Annotated in this window: 19 protein-coding genes; 13 read left to right on the top strand and 6 right to left on the bottom strand. The window is 44.8% G+C overall.

Features of this window, described 5'->3' with window-relative positions:
- Positions 1–276: 276 nt before the first annotated feature.
- Positions 277–1,122, top strand: coding sequence for an aliphatic sulfonate ABC transporter substrate-binding protein (locus HUN01_RS02010; protein ID WP_420832734.1), 846 nt, complete (start codon positions 277–279; stop codon positions 1,120–1,122).
- A gap of 104 nt (positions 1,123–1,226) precedes the next feature.
- Here the strand turns inward: HUN01_RS02010 and HUN01_RS02005 are convergent, their stop codons facing one another.
- From HUN01_RS02005 to HUN01_RS35145, 3 genes are all read right to left on the bottom strand, one after another.
- Entirely contained in the window at positions 1,227–1,367 is a 141-nt protein-coding gene (locus HUN01_RS02005; RefSeq protein ID WP_181927386.1) for a hypothetical protein, read from the bottom strand.
- A 46-nt stretch (positions 1,368–1,413) separates the two neighbouring features.
- A complete protein-coding gene (locus HUN01_RS35925; RefSeq protein WP_257797973.1) occupies positions 1,414–1,545 on the bottom strand; it encodes a hypothetical protein in 132 nt (43 codons plus the stop codon).
- Between the two features lie 98 nt (positions 1,546–1,643).
- Positions 1,644–2,906, bottom strand: a complete 1,263-nt coding sequence (locus HUN01_RS35145) for a hypothetical protein (RefSeq protein WP_238845449.1) — start codon at positions 2,904–2,906, stop codon at positions 1,644–1,646.
- On the opposite strand from HUN01_RS35145, the gene HUN01_RS01990 reads away from it, so the two are divergent.
- From HUN01_RS01990 to HUN01_RS01975, 4 genes are all read left to right on the top strand, one after another.
- Positions 2,905–3,207, top strand: a complete 303-nt coding sequence (locus HUN01_RS01990) for a hypothetical protein (RefSeq protein ID WP_238845447.1) — start codon at positions 2,905–2,907, stop codon at positions 3,205–3,207. The two genes, HUN01_RS35145 and HUN01_RS01990, sit on opposite strands and share 2 nt — an antisense overlap.
- 17 nt (positions 3,208–3,224) lie before the next feature.
- Positions 3,225–4,406 carry an FMNH2-dependent alkanesulfonate monooxygenase gene (gene ssuD, locus HUN01_RS01985; protein WP_181927431.1) on the top strand — a complete coding sequence of 394 codons (1,182 nt, stop codon included), beginning with the start codon at positions 3,225–3,227 and terminating at the stop codon, positions 4,404–4,406.
- A 145-nt stretch (positions 4,407–4,551) separates the two neighbouring features.
- Positions 4,552–5,922 carry an LLM class flavin-dependent oxidoreductase gene (locus tag HUN01_RS01980; protein ID WP_181927430.1) on the top strand — a complete coding sequence of 457 codons (1,371 nt, stop codon included), beginning with the start codon at positions 4,552–4,554 and terminating at the stop codon, positions 5,920–5,922.
- 156 nt (positions 5,923–6,078) lie between these two features.
- Positions 6,079–7,083, top strand: a complete 1,005-nt coding sequence (locus HUN01_RS01975; RefSeq protein WP_181927429.1) for an aldo/keto reductase — start codon at positions 6,079–6,081, stop codon at positions 7,081–7,083.
- 455 nt (positions 7,084–7,538) lie between these two features.
- Here the strand turns inward: HUN01_RS01975 and HUN01_RS01970 are convergent, their stop codons facing one another.
- Genes HUN01_RS01970 through HUN01_RS01960 form a run of 3 tightly spaced genes read right to left on the bottom strand, consistent with a single transcriptional unit; the run spans position 7,539 to position 10,480 of the window.
- Positions 7,539–7,901, bottom strand: coding sequence for a 4Fe-4S dicluster domain-containing protein (locus tag HUN01_RS01970; RefSeq protein WP_069073978.1), 363 nt, complete (start codon positions 7,899–7,901; stop codon positions 7,539–7,541).
- Positions 7,901–9,505: an FAD-dependent oxidoreductase gene (locus HUN01_RS01965; RefSeq protein WP_181927428.1), complete on the bottom strand. Its 1,605-nt coding sequence runs from the start codon at positions 9,503–9,505 to the stop codon at positions 7,901–7,903. Before HUN01_RS01965 ends, HUN01_RS01970 begins: the two co-directional genes overlap by 1 nt.
- Positions 9,506–9,526: 21 nt before the next feature.
- The gene (locus HUN01_RS01960; protein WP_181927427.1) at positions 9,527–10,480 is read right to left on the bottom strand and encodes a D-2-hydroxyacid dehydrogenase; all 954 of its coding nucleotides are present in this window, start codon (positions 10,478–10,480) and stop codon (positions 9,527–9,529) included.
- 314 nt (positions 10,481–10,794) lie between these two features.
- On the opposite strand from HUN01_RS01960, the gene HUN01_RS01955 reads away from it, so the two are divergent.
- The 8 genes from HUN01_RS01955 to HUN01_RS01920 all read left to right on the top strand — a co-directional run bounded on the left by HUN01_RS01955 (position 10,795) and on the right by HUN01_RS01920 (position 18,631).
- Positions 10,795–11,400: a nitroreductase family protein gene (locus HUN01_RS01955; RefSeq protein WP_181927426.1), complete on the top strand. Its 606-nt coding sequence runs from the start codon at positions 10,795–10,797 to the stop codon at positions 11,398–11,400.
- 82 nt (positions 11,401–11,482) lie between these two features.
- Positions 11,483–12,157 (top strand): O-methyltransferase, encoded by a 675-nt coding sequence (locus HUN01_RS01950; RefSeq protein ID WP_181927425.1) that lies wholly within the window; start codon positions 11,483–11,485, stop codon positions 12,155–12,157.
- A 78-nt stretch (positions 12,158–12,235) separates the two neighbouring features.
- A complete protein-coding gene (locus HUN01_RS01945) occupies positions 12,236–13,573 on the top strand; it encodes an LLM class flavin-dependent oxidoreductase (protein WP_181927424.1) in 1,338 nt (445 codons plus the stop codon).
- Positions 13,574–13,874: 301 nt separating this feature from the next.
- On the top strand, positions 13,875–14,903 hold the full coding sequence (locus HUN01_RS01940) for an aliphatic sulfonate ABC transporter substrate-binding protein (protein ID WP_238845445.1): 1,029 nt from the start codon (positions 13,875–13,877) through the stop codon (positions 14,901–14,903).
- A gap of 63 nt (positions 14,904–14,966) precedes the next feature.
- On the top strand, positions 14,967–16,205 hold the full coding sequence (locus tag HUN01_RS01935) for an acyl-CoA dehydrogenase family protein (protein WP_181927423.1): 1,239 nt from the start codon (positions 14,967–14,969) through the stop codon (positions 16,203–16,205).
- Positions 16,206–16,307: 102 nt separating this feature from the next.
- Positions 16,308–17,498 (top strand): LLM class flavin-dependent oxidoreductase, encoded by a 1,191-nt coding sequence (locus HUN01_RS01930; RefSeq protein ID WP_181927422.1) that lies wholly within the window; start codon positions 16,308–16,310, stop codon positions 17,496–17,498.
- 75 nt (positions 17,499–17,573) lie between these two features.
- Positions 17,574–18,230: a methionine ABC transporter permease gene (locus tag HUN01_RS01925; RefSeq protein ID WP_181927421.1), complete on the top strand. Its 657-nt coding sequence runs from the start codon at positions 17,574–17,576 to the stop codon at positions 18,228–18,230.
- Positions 18,231–18,298: 68 nt separating this feature from the next.
- Entirely contained in the window at positions 18,299–18,631 is a 333-nt protein-coding gene (locus tag HUN01_RS01920; RefSeq protein WP_181927420.1) for a MetQ/NlpA family ABC transporter substrate-binding protein, read from the top strand.
- Positions 18,632–19,118: the final 487 nt, after the last annotated feature.

Raw genomic sequence — 19,118 nt, 5'->3', positions numbered from 1 at the left:
ATGACTAAATATCCCCAAAAATCTTGAGTCTACTTCAGTAGACTTCAGCTATTAGGCGGTAACTTCAGTTTCCGACGGGTACTCAAGCCAAGCGAGAAGCCATTTCTAGCTTAAGTTGACACCAATGAGCATTGCTGTGCCCCTATGGTCATTTACCTGAAAGTAGCTGTAAAAGCAATACAACGCTAGAGGCGCACACATGTGCGCCTATAGGATTGAAAATCGGCAAGTATTAACCAAATAGTCAAAACCAAATAACAACAAAGTATCACATCCATGATTACCGCCTTAAAACAACCACGAGTTCAGATTTTCCAACGTTTTTCACTATTCCTATTACCTGGATTATTAACAATCTCAACAACCTTAATCAGTTGCTCAGTACAAACCCCAAACTCAGAAAATCAAACCACTGAGTTGAAAACCAAAGTTGTGCGAATGGGATATCAAAGTTCTGGGGATATTTTCAGACTTAAAGGATTGATCGAAAAACGTCTAAAGCCTTTAGGTGTTTCTGTGGAATGGGCGCAATTTGCCGCTGGACCACAATTGATGGAAGCGATGAATGTTGGTAGGGTTGATATTGGTTCTGTCGGCGAAACTCCCCCAATATTTGCCCAAGCGGCTGGTACATCTTTAGTCTATGTTGCTAGTAATAAACCTAGTACTGGTAAAGGAAGCGGAATTATCGTCCAAAATAATTCACCAATTCGGACTTTAGCCGACCTCAAAGGCAAAAAAGTAGTTTTTCAAAAGGGTTCTGCTTCACATTACTTATTAATAAAAGCTTTAGAAGAGGGTGGTTTGAAATATAGTGATATTCAAGCCATTAGCCTCCCTCCTTCAGAAGCCCGTGATGCTTTTATTCAAGGAAAAATTGATGCCTGGGTAACTTGGGACCCTTATTTAGCTGTGGCCCAAAAGAAAGCCAATGCTCGTGTTTTGCGAGATGCTAGTGGCATTTCTACTCAGGGCGGATATTATATGGCGGCGCGAAAGTTTGCCACAGAAAATCCGAAATTAGTGCGATTAGTTCTTGAGGAGATAGATAACACAGGCCAATGGAGTGAAAAAAACCGAGCAGAAGTTGTAAAACTGACTATTCCTGTATCGGCTCAATAAGTCGGGGTAGCGAATAAAAGTAAAAAGACTTGCTAACATCCAATTTATTGAGAGTTAACTAGATTGTTCTAACGCAGGGATTCTATTTGAATGCAAACGCTTGACTATAAAGGTTGAGGATTAATAGAAAATTTTGAGCGAATAATAGTGTCCAATTCGGGGATTTTATCAGAGAGAGAAATCCGGTCATGTATATATTCAAAGAAGCTGATTCCCAATTTACGAGTAGTGGCAACAAGAGACATAAAAATGTCCCATGCCTTAGTACCCTCACTCGTTTGAGTGGCGTAACTAATTTTTTCGTCGCTGCACCATAGTCCTAGCAGCTAATTCCGCCGGATTATTATGTAAAGGTAAGTTTGGATACTCTAAGACCAGCAGTAGTTCAGACTCTTTAGCTGCCGTTAATTTTTTTTCGCTCATCTAATTGTTTATATCCAGTTTCAGTACCGAATAGCTGACAGAATTTAGTCTTTAATTCCTGTTTGGTTTTTTGGGGAAGGGGGAATTTCTGTAAGCGACTAATTCTCGGTAGTAATCCCAAAATTCCCCCTAAAAATTTGTCTAATGTTTGTTGACAAAAACCAACAAATGGACTTAATTTTTTTATAATGTCTGGCTTCATGTACCCAACATAAAGCCAAATTATCTGTAATTAATTTGAATTGGGGTGCATCATCGCAGACCAGAAATTCTACCACTGGTATTTGAGATTGCTGATGATAGAACGAAATTGCAGCAGCTTCCAAAACACGAGTCCGGTATTGAGAACCTAGCTTGCTTAAATACGTATCCAGCAATGAATTAAACTCTAATTCAGTCAAAACTGTTTCTTGCGGCAACAATTTCATTTGATTGTGCCATTTAGTTGGGACATTAAAACTTGTAAGCAACTCGTAAGTCAGCCCATTTAGAACATATTCAAGCTCTTGTCTATTTTGCAAGACCCCAATTACGCTTAGTCGGTCTTTCTTAGCTGTAGTTGAGTAGACTGTGTACCAGGGGTTACAAATTACATTCGTGGTCTGATTTACTCCTTTAACACGGGCACTTGTTTGGTCTATATGCTGCCACGAGCTACTTTCTAACCCAGATGTATAAACTTGATTATATTCAGCTTCAAAATCGCCTAAGTTTTTGATGAGTAGATTTGATAAATAGCCAGCCGACATTGAGATCCCAATATTCTCTAAAAACTCTAGCAACTTACCTTGGGTCATATTACCGCCGTAATATAAGCTAATTACTAGAGCTTTTATTCCCGGACCAAATTCTCCATCGTAACCAGGTGGCAAAGATGCTAAATACGTTTTTCCAACACTAGGCGAGTAATATTTTTCTTTCCGGAATAATACGTTATCAGTTAACAGTGAAATATCTTGAATGATTACCTCTTCATAGCCTTTGAACTGTGCATCAGGCGGTAGCTCACTCGCCGGATAATCCAGAATGCATGTCCTGTCTACTTTTATGCTCTGATTTTTGCTACTTTTCGTATGTTTTTTTGGAGTGTGTCGTTCTTTTTCGGATGAATGATTGCTCTTGAACCCTTTCGACTGATTGCTCTTGATTTCTGGTTTCCCCTGTTCGCCTTTCAGACGATTGTTTTCGTCCCGTAGTTTTTGGTTTTCTTCACGTAATTCTTTTATCTCTGATTGTTGCTGCTCTATGACGTTTAGCAGAACAGTTAATGTCTGGCGCAAGGATTCGTCTGCAAACTTTGAGGGGTCGATGGTTTGCAACAATGCCTCTACTTGTTTTTCTGGAGATTGCTTTTGCGCCATGTCATATATTCTACGACCCTATGTGCATCTCTCTACTTTGTTATTTTTTCTACTACCCCGATTTATTGAGCGGATACCTATTCCTCACCTCAAAATTGATGAAGACATTTTAAAAACAATGGTTGAAAGGCGAACTTATGGGTTAAGGCCAATTACCCCAGAAATCATGGAAAATCAACAGAAGATTGCAGATTTGTTTGCCAAAGAAAAAGTGATTCCTAAACCCATCAGTATTAAGGAAGCGATGCTGACTAGCGAACAATATGCAGCCATCACACCAGAAACCATCAGTCAGAAATAGAGACAGGAGATAGGAACATGGAAGTTTTTTGGTATTTGCCGACACAAGGAGATGAGCGTTATTTAGGTACTACAATTGGGAGACGAGCAGCCACTTATCCCTACATGCAGCAAATCGCTCAAGCTGTTGATAAATTGGGCTATGGTGGGATGTTGATTGGTACTGGACAAAAACAAGATACTTGGATTGTCGCGACTTCCTTAATTTCAGTTACAGAACGCTTGCGGTTTCTTGTAGCCTTTCGTCCGGCAATTATGTCGCCTTCTTTGGCAGTGAGAATGGCTGCTACTTTTGATCAGATTTCTAACGGTCGAATTATTCTGAATGTTGTCACTGGCGGCGACACAAAAGAACTTGCAAAAGATGGGATTTTCTTAGATCACGATCAGCGTTATGAACTCACAGATGAGTTTTTGACAATTTGGCGATCGCTCATGCAAGGTGAAGAAGTAACCTATAGTGGTCGCCACTTGCAAGTTCAAGGCGCAAAACTCCAATTTCCTCCCATACAAAAGCCTTATCCCACCTTATATTTTGGTGGTTCTTCAGATGCGGCGCTCCAAGTTGCTGCCAAACACATTGATGTGTATTTAACTTGGGGTGAACCACCAGAGCAAGTTGCCCAAAAGATTGCCAAGGTACGCCAATTAGCAGCCGAACAAGGTAGAACGGTACGTTTTGGAATTCGGATGCACGTTATAGTCCGCGAAACTACGCAGCAAGCTTGGGATGCAGCTAACGAACTGATTCAGTATGTCGATGATGAAACCATAGCAACTGCACATCAGCGGTTTGCTCAATCTGAATCAGAAGGACAACGCCGTATGGCCCAACTGCATAAAGGTAAGGTTGCCTCCGGCACGCTACGCGAACGCAAAAACTTAGAAATTAGCCCCAACTTATGGGCAGGTGTTGGCTTAGTGCGTGGAGGTGCTGGGACTGCCTTAGTTGGAGATCCAGACACAGTTGCAGCGCGAATGCTGGAATATGCCGATTTAGGAATTGATACCTTCGTTTTCTCAGGGTATCCTCATCTCGAAGAAGCTTATCGAGTCGCAGAATTACTGTTTCCTCGCTTACCGATGCAAACACCAGCGTTGGCTACGCTCGACGCAGGCATCGCATTACCACAGCAAGTTGCAAGTACATTTAGTGAATTTGTTACCAAAACAGATTTACTCAAACCCCAGCCAGTGTAAGCAATTCAAAATTAAAAAAACTAGCGTGTATAACTCATAACACCTTAGTACAACATTGCATAAATTCGGCAAAACTCTGCGTTCCTCTGCACTTACTTTGCGTGCCTCTGCGTTTAAAAACACTTCTTACCAAACAGAAAAAAGCATGACTATAAAAAAACCTCAACTTAGATTAGGTGCATTTTTGCCCAGCACTGGCCATCACGTAGCATCATGGCGACACCCCGAAGCGGAAGTTGACGCTGGTTTGAACTTTCAGCATTATAAAAGGCTGGCACAAACGGCGGAACGCGGCAAATTTGACATGATCTTTTTTGCAGACGGCGTGGCTGTGCGCGATCGCAATCAAAGCGCCGACCTTTTAAGCCGTAACGGTAAACTTGTCCACTTTGAACCTCTCACCCTGTTGTCGGCTCTGTCTGTAGTAACGGAAAACATTGGTTTGACAGCAACAGTATCCACCACCTACAACGAGCCTTATCACCTCGCCCGCAAGTTTGCATCACTAGATTATCTCAGCGGCGGTCGTGCCGGTTGGAATCTCGTGACTTCCGCGACTGAAGCTGAAGCGTTAAACTTCAATCGGGAAAAACACATGGAGCATACCCTACGTTATGAGCGTGCCAAAGAGTTTGTGGATGTTGTCACGAAACTCTGGGATAGTTGGGAGGACGATGCCTTCTTACATAATAAGGAGTCGGGTATTTACTTCGATCCAAATAAACTGCACGTTCCCAACCACAAAGGCGAACATTTTTCAGTACGCGGCCCGCTAAATGTGGCGCGTCCCATCCAGGGTTATCCGGTGATCATTCAAGCTGGGTCTTCCGAGGATGGTAAGGATCTGGCTGCACAAACGGCGGAGGTAATTTTCACTGCCCAGCAGACCTTGGCAGAAGCTCAGGCTTTTTATCAAGATGTGAAGGGGAGACTGGCTCAATATGGGCGCTCACCTGACCATCTCAAGATCATGCCTGGTGTATTTCCAGTCATCGGCAAAACTGAGCAAGAAGCTAAGGATAGATTCGATCAGATTCAAGAGTTGATCGATCCGGTGGTCGGCTTAAATTTGCTTGGTTCAATGATCGGTGGATTTGACTTATCCGGCTATCCGTTGGATGGGCCGTTGCCGGATTTACCAGAAACTAACGGCGGTAAAAGCCGTCAGCAACTTTTGACTGACCTGGCTCGCAGAGAGAATTTAACGATTCGACAACTGTATTTATGGATTGCTGGAGCGCGTGGGCATCGCCAGATTCTAGGCACACCTGAACAAATTGCCGATCAGTTAGAAGATTGGTTTGTCAATGGCGGGGCAGATGGCTTTAATATCATGCCACCTTGGTTGCCCGGAGGATTAGATGAGTTTGTAGACTTGGTAATTCCTGAATTGCAACGTCGCGGTCTGTTTCGTACAGAGTATGAAGCACGAACCCTCCGGGAAAATCTTGGTTTACCTCGTCCAGTAAATCAGTTTAGCAAAGTTGCGGCTGTCGCTGAAGCTGCGATCGCCTAACTTCATTAGACATCTCCAAAAAAGATGTAGAGACGTAGCAGTGCTACGTCTCTACAAGGTTTCTAGACAAGGCATATTTAATTTCTGGAGATGTCTCAACTGGCTGTAAAAACGTCACAACATTATTAAGTATCCCAACAAAAGAGAGCAAACAGTATGACGAAATATGTAAATCTTGGCAAAACTGGACTCAAAGTATCGCGTGTCACCCTCGGCACCATGACTTATGGTTCGCGTAAATTGCGCGAATGGGTATTAGAAGAAGAAGAAAGTCGTCCATTTATCAAACTGGCTTTGGAATTGGGGATTAATTTCTTTGATACCGCCGATGTCTATTCCTTGGGCGCTAGTGAAGAAATTGTCGGACGAGCGCTCAAAGACTTTGCTAAACGAGATCAGGTTGTTATTGCTACCAAAGTACATGGTAAAGTCGGCGATGGCCCAAATGATCGAGGACTATCTCGCAAACATATTTTTGACAGCATTGATGCTTCTTTGCGGCGGCTACAAACTGATTATGTAGACTTGTACCAAATTCATCGTTGGGATTATGAAACACCAATCGAAGAAACCCTAGAAGCACTGCATGATATTGTCAAAGCAGGTAAAGTCCGTTACTTAGGAATTTCTAGTGTTTACGCATGGCAGTTTGCTAAAGCCCTTTATACAGCAGATATTCACGGCTGGACTCGTTTTGTATCAATTCAAAATCACTACAACCTAGTTTATCGGGAAGAAGAACGAGAAGTGATACCCTTAGCCCTAGATCAAGGGATTGGTATTATTCCTTGGAGTCCCTTGGCGCGGGGCTTTTTAGCAGGGAATCGCAGTAAGTCAGACGATGGCCAAACACTGCGGGCAAAAACTGACGAATTTGCTCACAATCTCTACTATCAAGATTCAGATTTTAAAGTAGTTGATCGCGTAGTTGAATTAGCCGGAAAACGGGGTGTGAAACCCACACAAATTGCCCTAGCTTGGCTATTGCATCAACCAGGTGTAACATCTCCGATAATTGGCGCTAGTAAGATAGAACATCTTAAAGAGGCTGTGGAGGCAGTGGATTTAGAGCTTTCTGATGAAGAGCGCAAATTTTTAGAAGAACCTTACACACCCCATCCTATACTAGGGCATCAGCACCCATCTGGAAATCGCCCATAGAGTAATCTTGCACCAGGCGGCTGGAAGTCACGGCTACACAGGCAAAACCCGCCTACGCGGGTTAAAAACCTTGATTTTACCTCTTTTTGCCTAAAGTTTGCCACCACGTAAACTTTGTGGGGAATTCCGCGAAAGAGGTTAAAACCCCTGCTGCTTATCGAACAGAATTCAGGAGTCAGGAGTCAGAATGGGCTAAACGCCCCGCTTCCGCTAGCAGCATGAATTATGACCGAAAAAGCGGATAGCGCCGGCGGCAAGCGAGTATTTTCGAGTCGCGTCTGAATAACCGGGCTTAAAACCCCCACCAAATCGTAGATTTGGTGGGGCAACAATTCAGTGGGGGATTCAGACCCCCACTGATAGCGCCGGCGGCAAGCGAGTCTGCGTTCGCTTTTAGCGTCTCGTAGAGAGCGTCTTGATTCTGACTCCTGAATTCAGAATAGCTGAATTCTTCTTCAAGTTTCATTCAATCTTGCATTATCCTGTCTTGCCCTGTTCAAAATTCTAAGTTGTTGAGTTGGATCTTTGTCAGTCCCTCCCATTTTGCCATGATGCCAACCCATGTTACGGGTGTAACTACCCAGCAAGTTTTGGGTAATTAACTGTTCTGTATCAACCTCATCATCCAGTTCGGCATAAGGTGAGACATAGAGCGCATCAACAGGGCAATACAACTCGCACAAAAAACAAGTCTGGCAATCTGATTTACGAGCAATTACGGCTATTCCATCGTCTCCAGAATCAAAGACATCGCGCGGACAAACTTTCACGCAGATATCACAGCCGATACAGCGATCGCTATCAACAATTTCAATCATTACGCTACCTCTTGCAACTGATTTTCTGCGGCGACAACCACAACATCATCGATACCACTGGTAAATATTCTTCTTGTTTGTTGCACGTCAGTTTTTGTAAAATCTGTGCGTCGGTGCATTCCTCTACTTTCTTTACGTGCATCCGCACTTGCCCAGATCCAGCGAGCTGTGGCCGCCATCGCCGCAGCTTCCCGTGCGCGTAGAGCATTGCGACCTTCACCTACTAGATAATCGCTAATATCTGCCCATACTGCATCCAAACGTTGACGTGACAGCGCTATCCTCGCTCCAGAACGAAAGAAATTAACATCAAGCGGCAAGGCTTCAGCCTGAACAGCACTAATCGCTTCCGATATTAGCTCATCCTCTAGCGGCTGTTTACGGGGACGCAAACCTGCTTGACCTAAACCACGAACCAAGCGTGTCCCGGCTTTGTCGCCTAAAGAGGCAGCAAAAAGTGCTGCTGCGCGACCACTCCAAGTCCCACTAGCGATCGCCCAGGATGCATTAGGGCTTCCCCCTCCTGAAACTGCCCCTGTAAGATTTTCCCGAGAGGCGGCATCACCTGCGGCATAAAGTCCGGGCACTTTTGTCGCGCAATCATTGTTGATGATTTCCAGTCCACCTACGCCGCGAACAGTTCCTTCGGAGCGTAGTGTCACTGGGAAGGGTTGTTGGAATGGATCTAAACCAATCCTCTCAAATGGTAGAAAGCAGTTAGGTTGACCCTGGCGCAACCATTCATGTTCGATAGGGTTGCCGCGATTCATCAGGGCATACACTTTTTCACCGGCAAGCAACTGGCGTGCAATACGTACAGCTCGGTCTTCCCCAGTTTCCGGTAAGGGAGAGCCATCCTCTAGATAAAAACTGGCGAAGGTAAAGGTCAATCCCTTAGTCACAGAAGTATGAGCGGGTGATAAGCCATATTGCGAGGAAAATTCCATCCCAGATAGCCTGACTCCTGCCTCTGCTGCCATAAGATAACCATCACCTGTATTACCATCGCAACCTAGTGCATGAGACAGAAAAGCGCATCCGCCAGTTGCCAGCACAACGGCACCTGCTCTGACTTCCCAGCGATTCCCAGTGCGCGGATAAATACCTGCTGCACCTGCGATCGTACCATCGGCCCAAAGTAGTTCGAGTGCGGGATGATGGTCAAGAATGCTTACACCAGCTGCTCCCGCTCTTTGGCGCATGAAGCGCATATAATCTGGGCCACGCAAGTTAGCACGGTAGGGATTGCCCTGCTCATCAAAAGGAAAAGGATAGCCGTTATCCCCTAAATCATCTAAACCTATTTGTGCCTGCTCAATCACACGCTGCAACCAACGGCGATCGGCAAGTCCTGATGAGCGAGACAGGCGACGCTCAATTTCTGCATCACGTTCTGCACCTTTGGGAAGATACCATGCGCCAGTATTGGATGGTGCTGTTGCCCCTGATGTACCGCAATACCCCTTATCCGCTAGGATGACACGGGCACCTTGCTTTGCTGCTGAAAGTGCTGCCCAAGTGCCAGCCGGCCCGCCACCCAGAACTAAGACATCAGTGGTAATTACACTCTGTGCTGCCGAGACTTGAAAAGTTTTTGTATTCATATCATCGCTGTATAAATTTGTTTAGTAGCCTGCTTCCTTATTGACTACATTCCGTAAAGGCTTATTGCCTCGGTAACGCTCCAAGTTATCAAGGAATAAGTTTGTAATGCGTCCTTTTAATGCTGGGGAAATTGCGGAAGTATGGGGCGTAATAAAGAGGTTAGGTAATGACCATAAAGGACTTTCTGGCGGTAAGGGTTCAATAGAAACTGTGTCTAATCCTGCACCTGCAATCCAGCCTTCAGTCAGAGCCTTAGTTAATGCTGATTCATCTACAACTGCACCGCGACCGACATTAATTAAATAAGCATGACTGGGTAGCGATCGCAGTACTGTTTCATCAATTAAAGCTTTAGTTTCTGGTGTTAGAGGTGTCGCCACAATTATATAATCAACCTCTGGCAACAATGCGTGCCATTCATCTGCACCGACGATTTTATCAAAATTTGGTAGAGGTTCAGGACGACGACGACCACCCCAAACTCTCGCCCCAAATGGTTTAATACGAGCTGCGATGGCCTGGCCTATGTTTCCAGTCCCAAGAATTAATACAGTTGAATTTGCTAACTCTGGTAGTACTAACCAGCTTTTTTCCCATTTGCGTTGATCGTGATCTGCTTGCAATTGCCGTAACTGTTTGGCGTGATAGAGGATCAAACTTAAGACAAATTCCGAAATCGGAATTGCATGAACCCCCGCGCCATTAGTCAGAATAATATCGTGTTCGAGAAAAATCGGTGTCAAAATGTGATTTACACCAGCACTAGGAGTTTGTTGCCAACGTATTCCCGGAGCAACCGCCAGCACCTTATGTAGAGTGGTTGGCTTTAATTTGAACCCATTGAGATAAATTTCCGCATCACTAGCATCACCATCAAAATTACCATCACTATCTACCCGCACAAATTTTGTATCCGATGGTAAGTGTGGCTCAATCTCGGCAGTAAGTTCTATCGGTAAAATTAGTTTGACCACGGGTTAATCCTTCACGCTAAATAGTCAATGGGCATGGAGAAATGCAAGCAATATATCAAAGGAAGCGATCGCCACTGAAATATAGTACTATAAATCGATAAGTTTACCGTATTATACAATTAATCAACAAAGTTGTTTCTCTCCTGCAATGCTGGATTGCTCATGCTGGCTCACTATTTACATCTAAAAATCAATGAAAGCCTAGATTGTTAGCTTTGCTAAGTTTTTTAAAAAAAGGCTAAAAGTTTCCGTTTCTTAATCCTAGTTATCTTCAATTGACAACTTACTGAGTATCGATAAGGAAATTCATTAAAATGACGCAGAAACTTGCCCAAACGCAATACCCTGTTCATGACTTGATCCAGAGTCGTTGGAGTCCTAGAGCTTTTGCCGATCGCTCAGTTGAGCAGGATAAACTACTCTCATTGCTAGAAGCAGCTCGTTGGGCACCTTCTTCCTACAATCATCAGCCTTGGAGCTTTATTGTTGCCACCAAAGATGACTCAACAGAATACAATCGTCTACTTAGTACCTTGGTGGAGTTTAATCAAGGATGGGCGAAAAATGCTCCGGTACTGATACTTGCAGTCGCTAAAATCCTTACTGACGACGAGAAAACAAACAGACACGCATTTCATGATGTCGGACTAGCTTTAGAAAACCTGATCCTTCAGGCAACTTCTCTAGGTTTATTTGTTCATCAAATAGCGGAGTTTAATGGAGATACCGCGAGAGAAATATACCAAATTCCAGAAAACTATGAGCCTGCAACTGTGGTGACAGTTGGTTATCCTGGCGATCCCCAAAGCCTCCCTGATGGACTACGCGATCGCGAACTGGCTCCCCGTGTCCGCAAGCCGTTGAAAGAAATTGTCTTTACTGGACAGTGGGGACATACCTCCGCCTTGTTGAAAGACTAAAGATCGAGGCTGAAGTATGTAGATGCGTTCGACATACTCCAAAGCAAAACGCGAAGGAAATTTACAAAAAAGAAGTTAGTATATGACCCAAGAAAATTGGACTGCGGTTGATCGCTATATCACCGACTTGTTTGTTCAGCCCGACCTCGCCCTGGATACAGCCCTGCAAACTGCTGCTGATGCAGGGCTACCACCGCAGAATGTGTCACCCAATCAGGGCAAACTGCTGTTGCTATTAGCGCAAATCCAGAAGGCGCAAACCATCTTAGAGATTGGTACATTGGGCGGTTACAGCACGATTTGGCTAGCGCGATCGCTACCTGCTGACGGTCGCTTGATCTCGCTGGAGGCTAACCCAAAGCACGCCGAAATCGCCCGTAGTAACATTGCACACGCTGGTCTGTCCAACCTCGTAGATATACGCCTCGGACGGGCGCTGGATACATTGCCACAGATCGCCACCGAAGGACACGCTCCATTTGACCTAATCTTTATTGATGCTGACAAGCCAAGCAATCCCGATTACTTGGCTTGGGCGCTGAAGCTTTCCCGTCGTGGTAGCTTGATTATTGCTGATAATGTTGTCCGTAATGGGGCGGTGGTCGATGCTGCTAGTAGTGATAGTAGTGTGCAGGGGATACGCCGCTTTAACGAGCTACTGGCAGCAGAACCGCGTGTGAGTGCTACAGAGATCCAAACTGTGGGTAGTAAAGGTTACGACGGCTTTGCGATCGCGATCGTGACTAGCGACTCTTGAGTTGCAAAAGCGATTGCCCATTACATAGGCTGTCTTTCCCATACTTAAAGACTTGTATTCACTAATAACCCATTTAAGATGAGCAGATCGAAGCAATTAAAACTAGGTGCTTTTATGCGCCCGGTAAGCATACATACAGGCGCTTGGCGCTATCCTGGGGCTTTGCCTGCCGCTAATTTCAACTTCCCAGCGCTGAAACAATTCATCCAGAAACTAGAGCAAGGCAAGTTTGACGCATTCTTCATGGCTGACCACTTAGCGGTGCTGAATATGCCAATCAACGCGCTCAAGCGCAGCCATACTGTCACGTCCTTTGAACCTTTCACCCTACTTTCTGCCCTTGCCAGCGTCACCGAACACATTGGGCTGGTAGCCACCGCTTCCACGACTTATGACCAGCCTTACCACATCGCTCGCCGCTTTGCGTCTCTCGACCATATCAGTGGCGGTCGCACTGGCTGGAACATTGTCACTACAGCCAATCCAGACGCAGCGCTCAACTTTGGTTTAGAAGAAGAGATAGAGCATGACGAACGCTATCGGCGGGCTAGAGAATTTTATGATGTTGTCACGGGTCTTTGGGATTCCTTCGCTGATGATGCCTTCATTCGGGACGTGGAAGCAGGGATTTATTTCGACCCTGCAAAGCTTCACGTTCTGAATCATCAGGGAAAATATCTTTCGGTGCGAGGGCCATTGAACATCGCCAGACCTGTCCAAGGCTGGCCAGTAATCGTTCAGGCAGGGGCATCCGAAGCCGGACGGCAATTAGCTGCCGAAACCGCCGAGGCTGTGTTTGCACCTGCTGGTAATCTGGAAGCTGGCAAAGCTTTATTTGCAGACATTAAGGGACGGGCGCGGGCAATTGGCCGTGACCCAGACAGCATAAAAATCCTTCCAGGTGCTTTAGTCATCGTGGGGGAAACCGTCGCCGAGGCATACGCCAAGCGTCTTCATTTAGATAGCCTAGTACATTATGACAGTGGGATCGCTAGCCTAAATAGTGCGCTTGGCTACGACGTTTCCGGTTTTGATCCCGATGGCCCCTTGCCAGAAATCCCATCGACTAACGCTGGTCACTCTTCACGAGAAAGAGTAATAGCCTTAGCGCAACGTGAGAACTTGACTATTCGACAACTAGCGCAACGCATTGGCAGTTACGGCGGACTGGCCTTCGTCGGCACACCCCAAAGCATCGCTGATGAGATGGAGCAATGGCTGATTGAGGAAGGCTCTGACGGTTTCAACATCATGTTTCCTTTTCTTCCTGAAGGGCTGAATGATTTTGTGGACAAGGTTGTGCCAGAACTCCAACGGCGTGGAATCTTCCGCAAAGAGTATGAGGGTAACACCTTGCGCGAAAATCTGGGGTTGGCGCGCCCTGCTAATCGCTTTTTTCAGACTAGTCTAGTTTAAGTAGCGATCGCTAGTTATTACACCTAGCATTCATTTCATTTTGCCCACTTGCATCAATAGCACAGTCATCCTTGCTTCTTGATTTTTAGATTAGCTTGTGGTATATTCCGTGCAATTAACAATCTACTGCAAAACGATAGATTTGCAGTAGATTTTGGTTTTTGTCAGATTAGGCAGTTTGTAAGCGGACTCTAATCGCAAAATAAAGAATTTCCGCTCTCTAACTTTTACATCATTTAAAAATCAGTTCTTAGTAGTAATTAAAGCTTGTATTTTAACCCCAGGAAATTGGTAATACATCATGGTAGCAATATTTAAAAAAGGTAGCTTTTTCATGTTATTAGTAGCTGGAGTATTTACCATGTCTACAAGCCTAATTGGTTGTAGCTCACAAACTACAGAGAAAACCGCTGTTGCCTCTAGTAATATCAAGACCAAAGTATTACGGATGGGCTATCAGTCGGCTGGAGATATAGTCAAGATTAAAGGAGTTTTAGAGAAGCGTTTAAAGCCACTTGGTATTTCTGTAGAGTGGTCGAAATTTGCCGCCGGGCCGCAACTTCTAGAAGCAATGAATGTAGGAAGTGTGGATTTCGGTTTTGTTGGTGAAACTCCACCTATCTTTGCTCAAGCTTCTGGTGTTCCTTTCGTATATGTTGCTAGTACTAAACCTGGTACTGGTGAAGGAACTGCTGTTGTAGTCGATAAAGACTCTTCAATCAAGACTGTAGCTGATTTAAAAGGTAAAGGACTAGCTTTCCAAAGAGCCACAGCACAGCAGTACTTCGTTGTGAAGGTTTTAAAAGAAGCCAGACTAAAACTTAGTGATGTTAAACACATTAACCTTACACCATTAGAAACTCGTGCAGCATTTGAACGTAAGAGCGTTGAAGCTGCTGTTGTTGGCGATCCTCACTTGGCTGTATTTCAAAAAACTGCTAGGGTTCGCATTCTCCGCGATGGTAAAAATATTACTACCCAAGGAGGCTACTGGTTAGGTTCGCGCACGTTTGTAAAAGATAACTCTGAGCTAGTCAAAGCCATTTTGGAAGAGATTAACAATATCGGTAAATGGGCTGAAACCAACCCAAGAGAGGTTGCCGAACTAATTTCACCTGAAGCAAAAATTGATGTTCCCACATTGGAATTAGTTTCAAAGCGGCGGCGTTACACTCTAAGACCCCTTAGTGAAGAAGTTTTATCAGGACAGCAGACGATTGCTGACTTGTTCTATGAGCAGAAATTTATCACAAAGAACATCAACGTTAGGGATGCGACTCTCTCTGCTGAACAGTATGCTGCTTTTACTCCAACAGATGTCAAGCCTTAAGCAACAATAGCCCTACCATTCACCAGCATAGATTTTTCATCAGATATTGGGAGATAGAAACTAATGATTAAGAGTCCAGAAAAACTTGCAGATACGACAATTCAATTTTCGGCTCCTGTGAGAGCAAATTCGCCAGAACTTCAGCAGCTTTTTGATTTTATTGCACTGGGGGCAAGTGAGCGCGATCGCGATCGCATCCTTCCTTATAATGTGGTTGAATTGATCCGGCGTTCCAGGTTGGGTGCATTGCGAATTCCCGTTGCCGAAGGTGGTGGTGGTAGCACCGCACGCGAACTCTTCGAGGTCGTGATTCGCTTAGGGGATGCCGATCCAAATGTCGCTCACATTGTGCGGAATCATTTCTCTGTTACAGAGCGAATTTTGCGTTCTGAGCGCACCCAAAGGAATCGTCGCTGGCTCAAGGCAGTCGTCGATGGCGCGATTATTGGACTTGCTTCAACCGAACTGGAAGTTAAGCGATCTGGTGGTGGTCAAGTCGCGAATACAAAATTAACACCCGATGGCGACGGCTATCGTCTAAATGGGACGAAGTATTACAGCACTGGCAGCCTTTATGCAGACTTGATTTTCGTGCGTGTGCTAGTACCCGATGGCACTAAAGCGTTTATACTCATTCCCACCAACCGCGAGGTAATAGACCTTGTGGATGACTGGGACGGCTTTGGTCAACGGCTTACAGGCACTGGAACGACAACATTTAAAAATGTCCGTGTAGAGGCTGATGAAGTAATTTTTGAGACAGATACAGACAAAGACAACCTGCCATACAACATCGTCCCGCAATTATTTTTAACAGCAATCAATGCTGGCATTATTCGCAGCGTTCTGCGCGATGCAACAAACCTAATCCGTACTCGACCCCGGACTTTCTACCATGCTGTATCCGAGCAAGCCTCAGATGACCCAATCTTGCAGCAGACTGTCGGGCAGATTGCCGCCAATGCCTTTGCTGCCGAAGCGATCGTTTTAGCAGCAGCTGATGGTCTTGATCGCCTCCCTGCTGCCCAAGCTCAGGGTGAAGAGGCAGAGACGGCAGCGGCACTGGCAACTTCTCTGAGTGCAGCCAAAGCCAAATTGATTGTTGATGATTTGGCTCTACGTTCAGCCACTTTGCTGTTTGAAGTTGGTGGGGCTTCCACAACAAAGAAAAGCTCCAACTTTGATCGTCACTGGCGCAACGCCCGTACCTTATCCTCACACAACCCAAATCATTTTAAGGCTCGTGCGATCGGCGACTACGAAATCAACGGTACACCATTGCCGCAACGAGGATTCTTCTAATTTTGTTCAAATCCCTGACTTCTAACCTACAAGAAACCATTTTATGAGTATTTATTTAGAAGTCGGGGATCTTGCAGCCAACCGAAACCGTTGAGAGGAACTATGAGTGCAATTGATACTACTTCTTTGAGAGCAAGTAAAGAGGCGATCGCTTCTCCAACAGACTATCCCCAAAGCCCATTATCCCAAGCTCTCCGACAACCAGTACTGCTAGGGCTATTCTTACCGATTCATCACGGTGGTTGGAGTTCTTCTAACCTCCCGCGCACTACAGACTGGTCGTTTGATTACAATGCCAAACTGACCCAAAAAGCTGAGAAGTTAGGTTTTGACCTTGTTTTCGGCTATTCTACCTGGCAGCCAAAGGGCGGACAAGGGCCAACTCGGACAGAAGCAGGTTTAGATGCCTTTATTGCTACTGCTTCCCTTGCTGCCATTACCTCACGCATTCTATTAATCTCAACAATTCATGTTCTTTACGGGCCTTGGCATCCCATCCATCTGGCTAAATTTGGTGCGACACTTGACCACATTTCTAAAGGTCGCTGGGGAATTAATGTTGTCACCGGACACCGGGCTTATGAGCATGAACTGTTTGGCTGGAGCCAAATCGAACACGATCGCCGCTATGAACTCGCTGATGAATTTGTCACCATCCTCAAACGACTCTGGTCGGAAACAGAGAATTTTTCTTATAAAAGTCAGAGTTCTTGGCAGTTTAAGGATGCTTACATCAGTCCCCGCCCGCTTTATGGTCGCCCCATCCTAGTTAACGCCACTGGCTCAGATGCTGGCATTGAGTTTGCGGGTCGCCATTCTGATATCGTATTTATCACCAGTCCGGCTGGCGGTGACATAGAAAGCGCTTTGTCATCGTTACCCGCCCATACAGCCCGTGTCAAACAATCAGCGATCGCTAATGGTAGACAAGTCCGCACTCTCCTAAATCCGCTTATTGTTGTGCGGGAAACGGAAAAAGAGGCAGAAGAATATGCTCAAGCAATAATCGACCATGCCGATTATGAGTCAATTGCTGGACGTTCTCGCGTTAGCAGCGATGCACACGCCTGGAGGGGGCATAAGAAGGGAAATCTGCGTCATGATGTTGGCAGTGCGATCGGCGGTAATGTGCAGCTAATCGGTTCACCCGAACAAATTACCGAACAACTTTTGCAACTGAATAAGGCTGGTGTCGATGGGTTCCAGCTTGCCTTTTATGATTTTGAGCCTGATCTGGATTTCTTCGGTAAGCGCGTTTTACCACTGCTGAAGCAGGCTGGACTGAGACTTTAAACACAGAGGTAAGCGCAGAGGAACGCAAAGTTTATTTGAGTCCATTCGCTAAAACTTATGTTAAGAGGTGCGTGAATGCAAGGACAAGAATTACTCCAAAGCTTGTTGCTAGCCACCAGTGAAACTTTTTACATGGTGGGTATATCTACCCTGGTTGCAATAGTATTAGGCTTACCTTTGGGCTTGTTGCTAGTGATGACAGGCCCCGGAAACTTGCTAGATTTTCCCCAAGTACATAAAGTGCTGGGTGCGATCGTCAATACTGGACGCTCATTTCCTTTTATTATTCTGCTTGTGGTTTTAACACCACTCACCCGCCTAATTGTCGGCACTTCTATCGGTAGCACAGCTGCTTTAGTTCCCCTAACTCTCGCCGCCATTCCATTTTTTGGTCGCATCGCTGAAACTAGCATTTTAGAAGTTGATAAGGGACTAATAGAAGCTGCCCAAGCAATGGGGTGCAATTATTGGCAAATCGTTCTCAAAGTACTGATTCCCGAAGCTTTGCCTTCACTGATATTAGGTATGACGATTCTAATTGTGAGTTTACTTAACTCTTCCGCGATGGCTGGGGCTGTGGGTGGAGGTGGATTAGGTAATTTGGCAATTCAATACGGCTACCAACGCTTCGATGTAGGGGTGATGTTTTCTACCATTGTGGTTTTGATTGCACTAGTACAAATTATTCAATTTATTGGTGATTTAATTGCACAGCGGATGAGAAAACGCTGATTGAAAGCAAGGAGGCAGACAAGCAATATTTTACTCAGCATTTACAATTTATACTAATTACAAATGTTATGAATAGACGCAGATTTTTCTTAACAGCTTTAGGTTCCCTGACTGTCTCTTTAATCTTCGCTAGTTGTAGTCAACAATCTACTCAAAACTCTACTAATACGCAAACAATTAGCCAAAAAGAGCAAAAAGAAGTAATTAAAGTTGGCGTGACTGGTATACTTTCTGAAGATATTTTGAAATTTGTGAATAACAATATAGCAGCAAAAGAAGGCTTAGAGATTCAAGTTGTTACCTTTAATGACTGGATACAACCCAACACAGCTTTGAGAGATAAGGTTATTGATGCTAATTTCTTTCAGCACAGACCTTTTATGAATAATGCTAGTAAATAACTGCTTAAACTCCTAAAAATTGATATTAAGGATTCAATTGTGGTGAATTATTTAAAAGAACACGGCTTTCAATATAAACAAAAATGTGCTAACAGTAAGAACGTTGCAGTTGCAATATCTTTTCTTGGTTTGATAGCTTCTAGTTGCAATCAACAAACAGCTATCAATGCTACAGCTAACTCAGATTCCTCTTCAAACACTGTCACTACCAAAACTACAGAGAAAAACAATGTAATTCGCTTGGGCTACCAAAAAGGCGGGATTATTCCCATTGCGCGTCAACGAGGTGAGTTAGAGCGTCAGTTAGCAACGCAAAATATTAAAGTTGAATGGAGTGGGCCATTTGACCGTTGTGCTACGCTTTTAAGTTCTCTTAATGGTAATCGAGCGGATATTGGCGGCTGTGGTGATATTCCTTCCATTTCTGGAATTGCTGCTGGACAACCTCTTTGTATTGGTTCTGTACAGCGTCCTAGTCCAGATTCTT

Source organism: Nostoc edaphicum CCNP1411 (assembly GCF_014023275.1).
GTDB classification, from domain to species: domain Bacteria; phylum Cyanobacteriota; class Cyanobacteriia; order Cyanobacteriales; family Nostocaceae; genus Nostoc; species Nostoc edaphicum_A.
The sequence above is the reverse complement of the archived record's forward strand: the minus strand, read 5'-3'. Positions and strand labels throughout refer to the sequence as shown.

What these genes read in the sequence shown, in the direction of transcription:
- HUN01_RS01955 (WP_181927426.1), top strand. Translation starts at nt 10,795, where the DNA reads ATGACGCAGAAACTTGCCCAAACGCAATACCCTGTTCATGACTTGATC.
- HUN01_RS02005 (WP_181927386.1), bottom strand. Translation starts at nt 1,367, where the DNA reads ATGTCTCTTGTTGCCACTACTCGTAAATTGGGAATCAGCTTCTTTGAA.
- HUN01_RS01940 (WP_238845445.1), top strand. Translation starts at nt 13,875, where the DNA reads ATGGTAGCAATATTTAAAAAAGGTAGCTTTTTCATGTTATTAGTAGCT.
- HUN01_RS01970 (WP_069073978.1), bottom strand. Translation starts at nt 7,901, where the DNA reads ATGATTGAAATTGTTGATAGCGATCGCTGTATCGGCTGTGATATCTGC.
- HUN01_RS35145 (WP_238845449.1), bottom strand. Translation starts at nt 2,906, where the DNA reads ATGGCGCAAAAGCAATCTCCAGAAAAACAAGTAGAGGCATTGTTGCAA.
- HUN01_RS02010 (WP_420832734.1), top strand. Translation starts at nt 277, where the DNA reads ATGATTACCGCCTTAAAACAACCACGAGTTCAGATTTTCCAACGTTTT.
- HUN01_RS01975 (WP_181927429.1), top strand. Translation starts at nt 6,079, where the DNA reads ATGACGAAATATGTAAATCTTGGCAAAACTGGACTCAAAGTATCGCGT.
- ssuD (WP_181927431.1), top strand. Translation starts at nt 3,225, where the DNA reads ATGGAAGTTTTTTGGTATTTGCCGACACAAGGAGATGAGCGTTATTTA.
- HUN01_RS01920 (WP_181927420.1), top strand. Translation starts at nt 18,299, where the DNA reads ATGAATAGACGCAGATTTTTCTTAACAGCTTTAGGTTCCCTGACTGTC.
- HUN01_RS01945 (WP_181927424.1), top strand. Translation starts at nt 12,236, where the DNA reads ATGAGCAGATCGAAGCAATTAAAACTAGGTGCTTTTATGCGCCCGGTA.
- HUN01_RS01935 (WP_181927423.1), top strand. Translation starts at nt 14,967, where the DNA reads ATGATTAAGAGTCCAGAAAAACTTGCAGATACGACAATTCAATTTTCG.
- HUN01_RS01965 (WP_181927428.1), bottom strand. Translation starts at nt 9,505, where the DNA reads ATGAATACAAAAACTTTTCAAGTCTCGGCAGCACAGAGTGTAATTACC.
- HUN01_RS01950 (WP_181927425.1), top strand. Translation starts at nt 11,483, where the DNA reads ATGACCCAAGAAAATTGGACTGCGGTTGATCGCTATATCACCGACTTG.
- HUN01_RS01925 (WP_181927421.1), top strand. Translation starts at nt 17,574, where the DNA reads ATGCAAGGACAAGAATTACTCCAAAGCTTGTTGCTAGCCACCAGTGAA.
- HUN01_RS01980 (WP_181927430.1), top strand. Translation starts at nt 4,552, where the DNA reads ATGACTATAAAAAAACCTCAACTTAGATTAGGTGCATTTTTGCCCAGC.
- HUN01_RS35925 (WP_257797973.1), bottom strand. Translation starts at nt 1,545, where the DNA reads ATGAGCGAAAAAAAATTAACGGCAGCTAAAGAGTCTGAACTACTGCTG.
- HUN01_RS01930 (WP_181927422.1), top strand. Translation starts at nt 16,308, where the DNA reads ATGAGTGCAATTGATACTACTTCTTTGAGAGCAAGTAAAGAGGCGATC.
- HUN01_RS01990 (WP_238845447.1), top strand. Translation starts at nt 2,905, where the DNA reads ATGTCATATATTCTACGACCCTATGTGCATCTCTCTACTTTGTTATTT.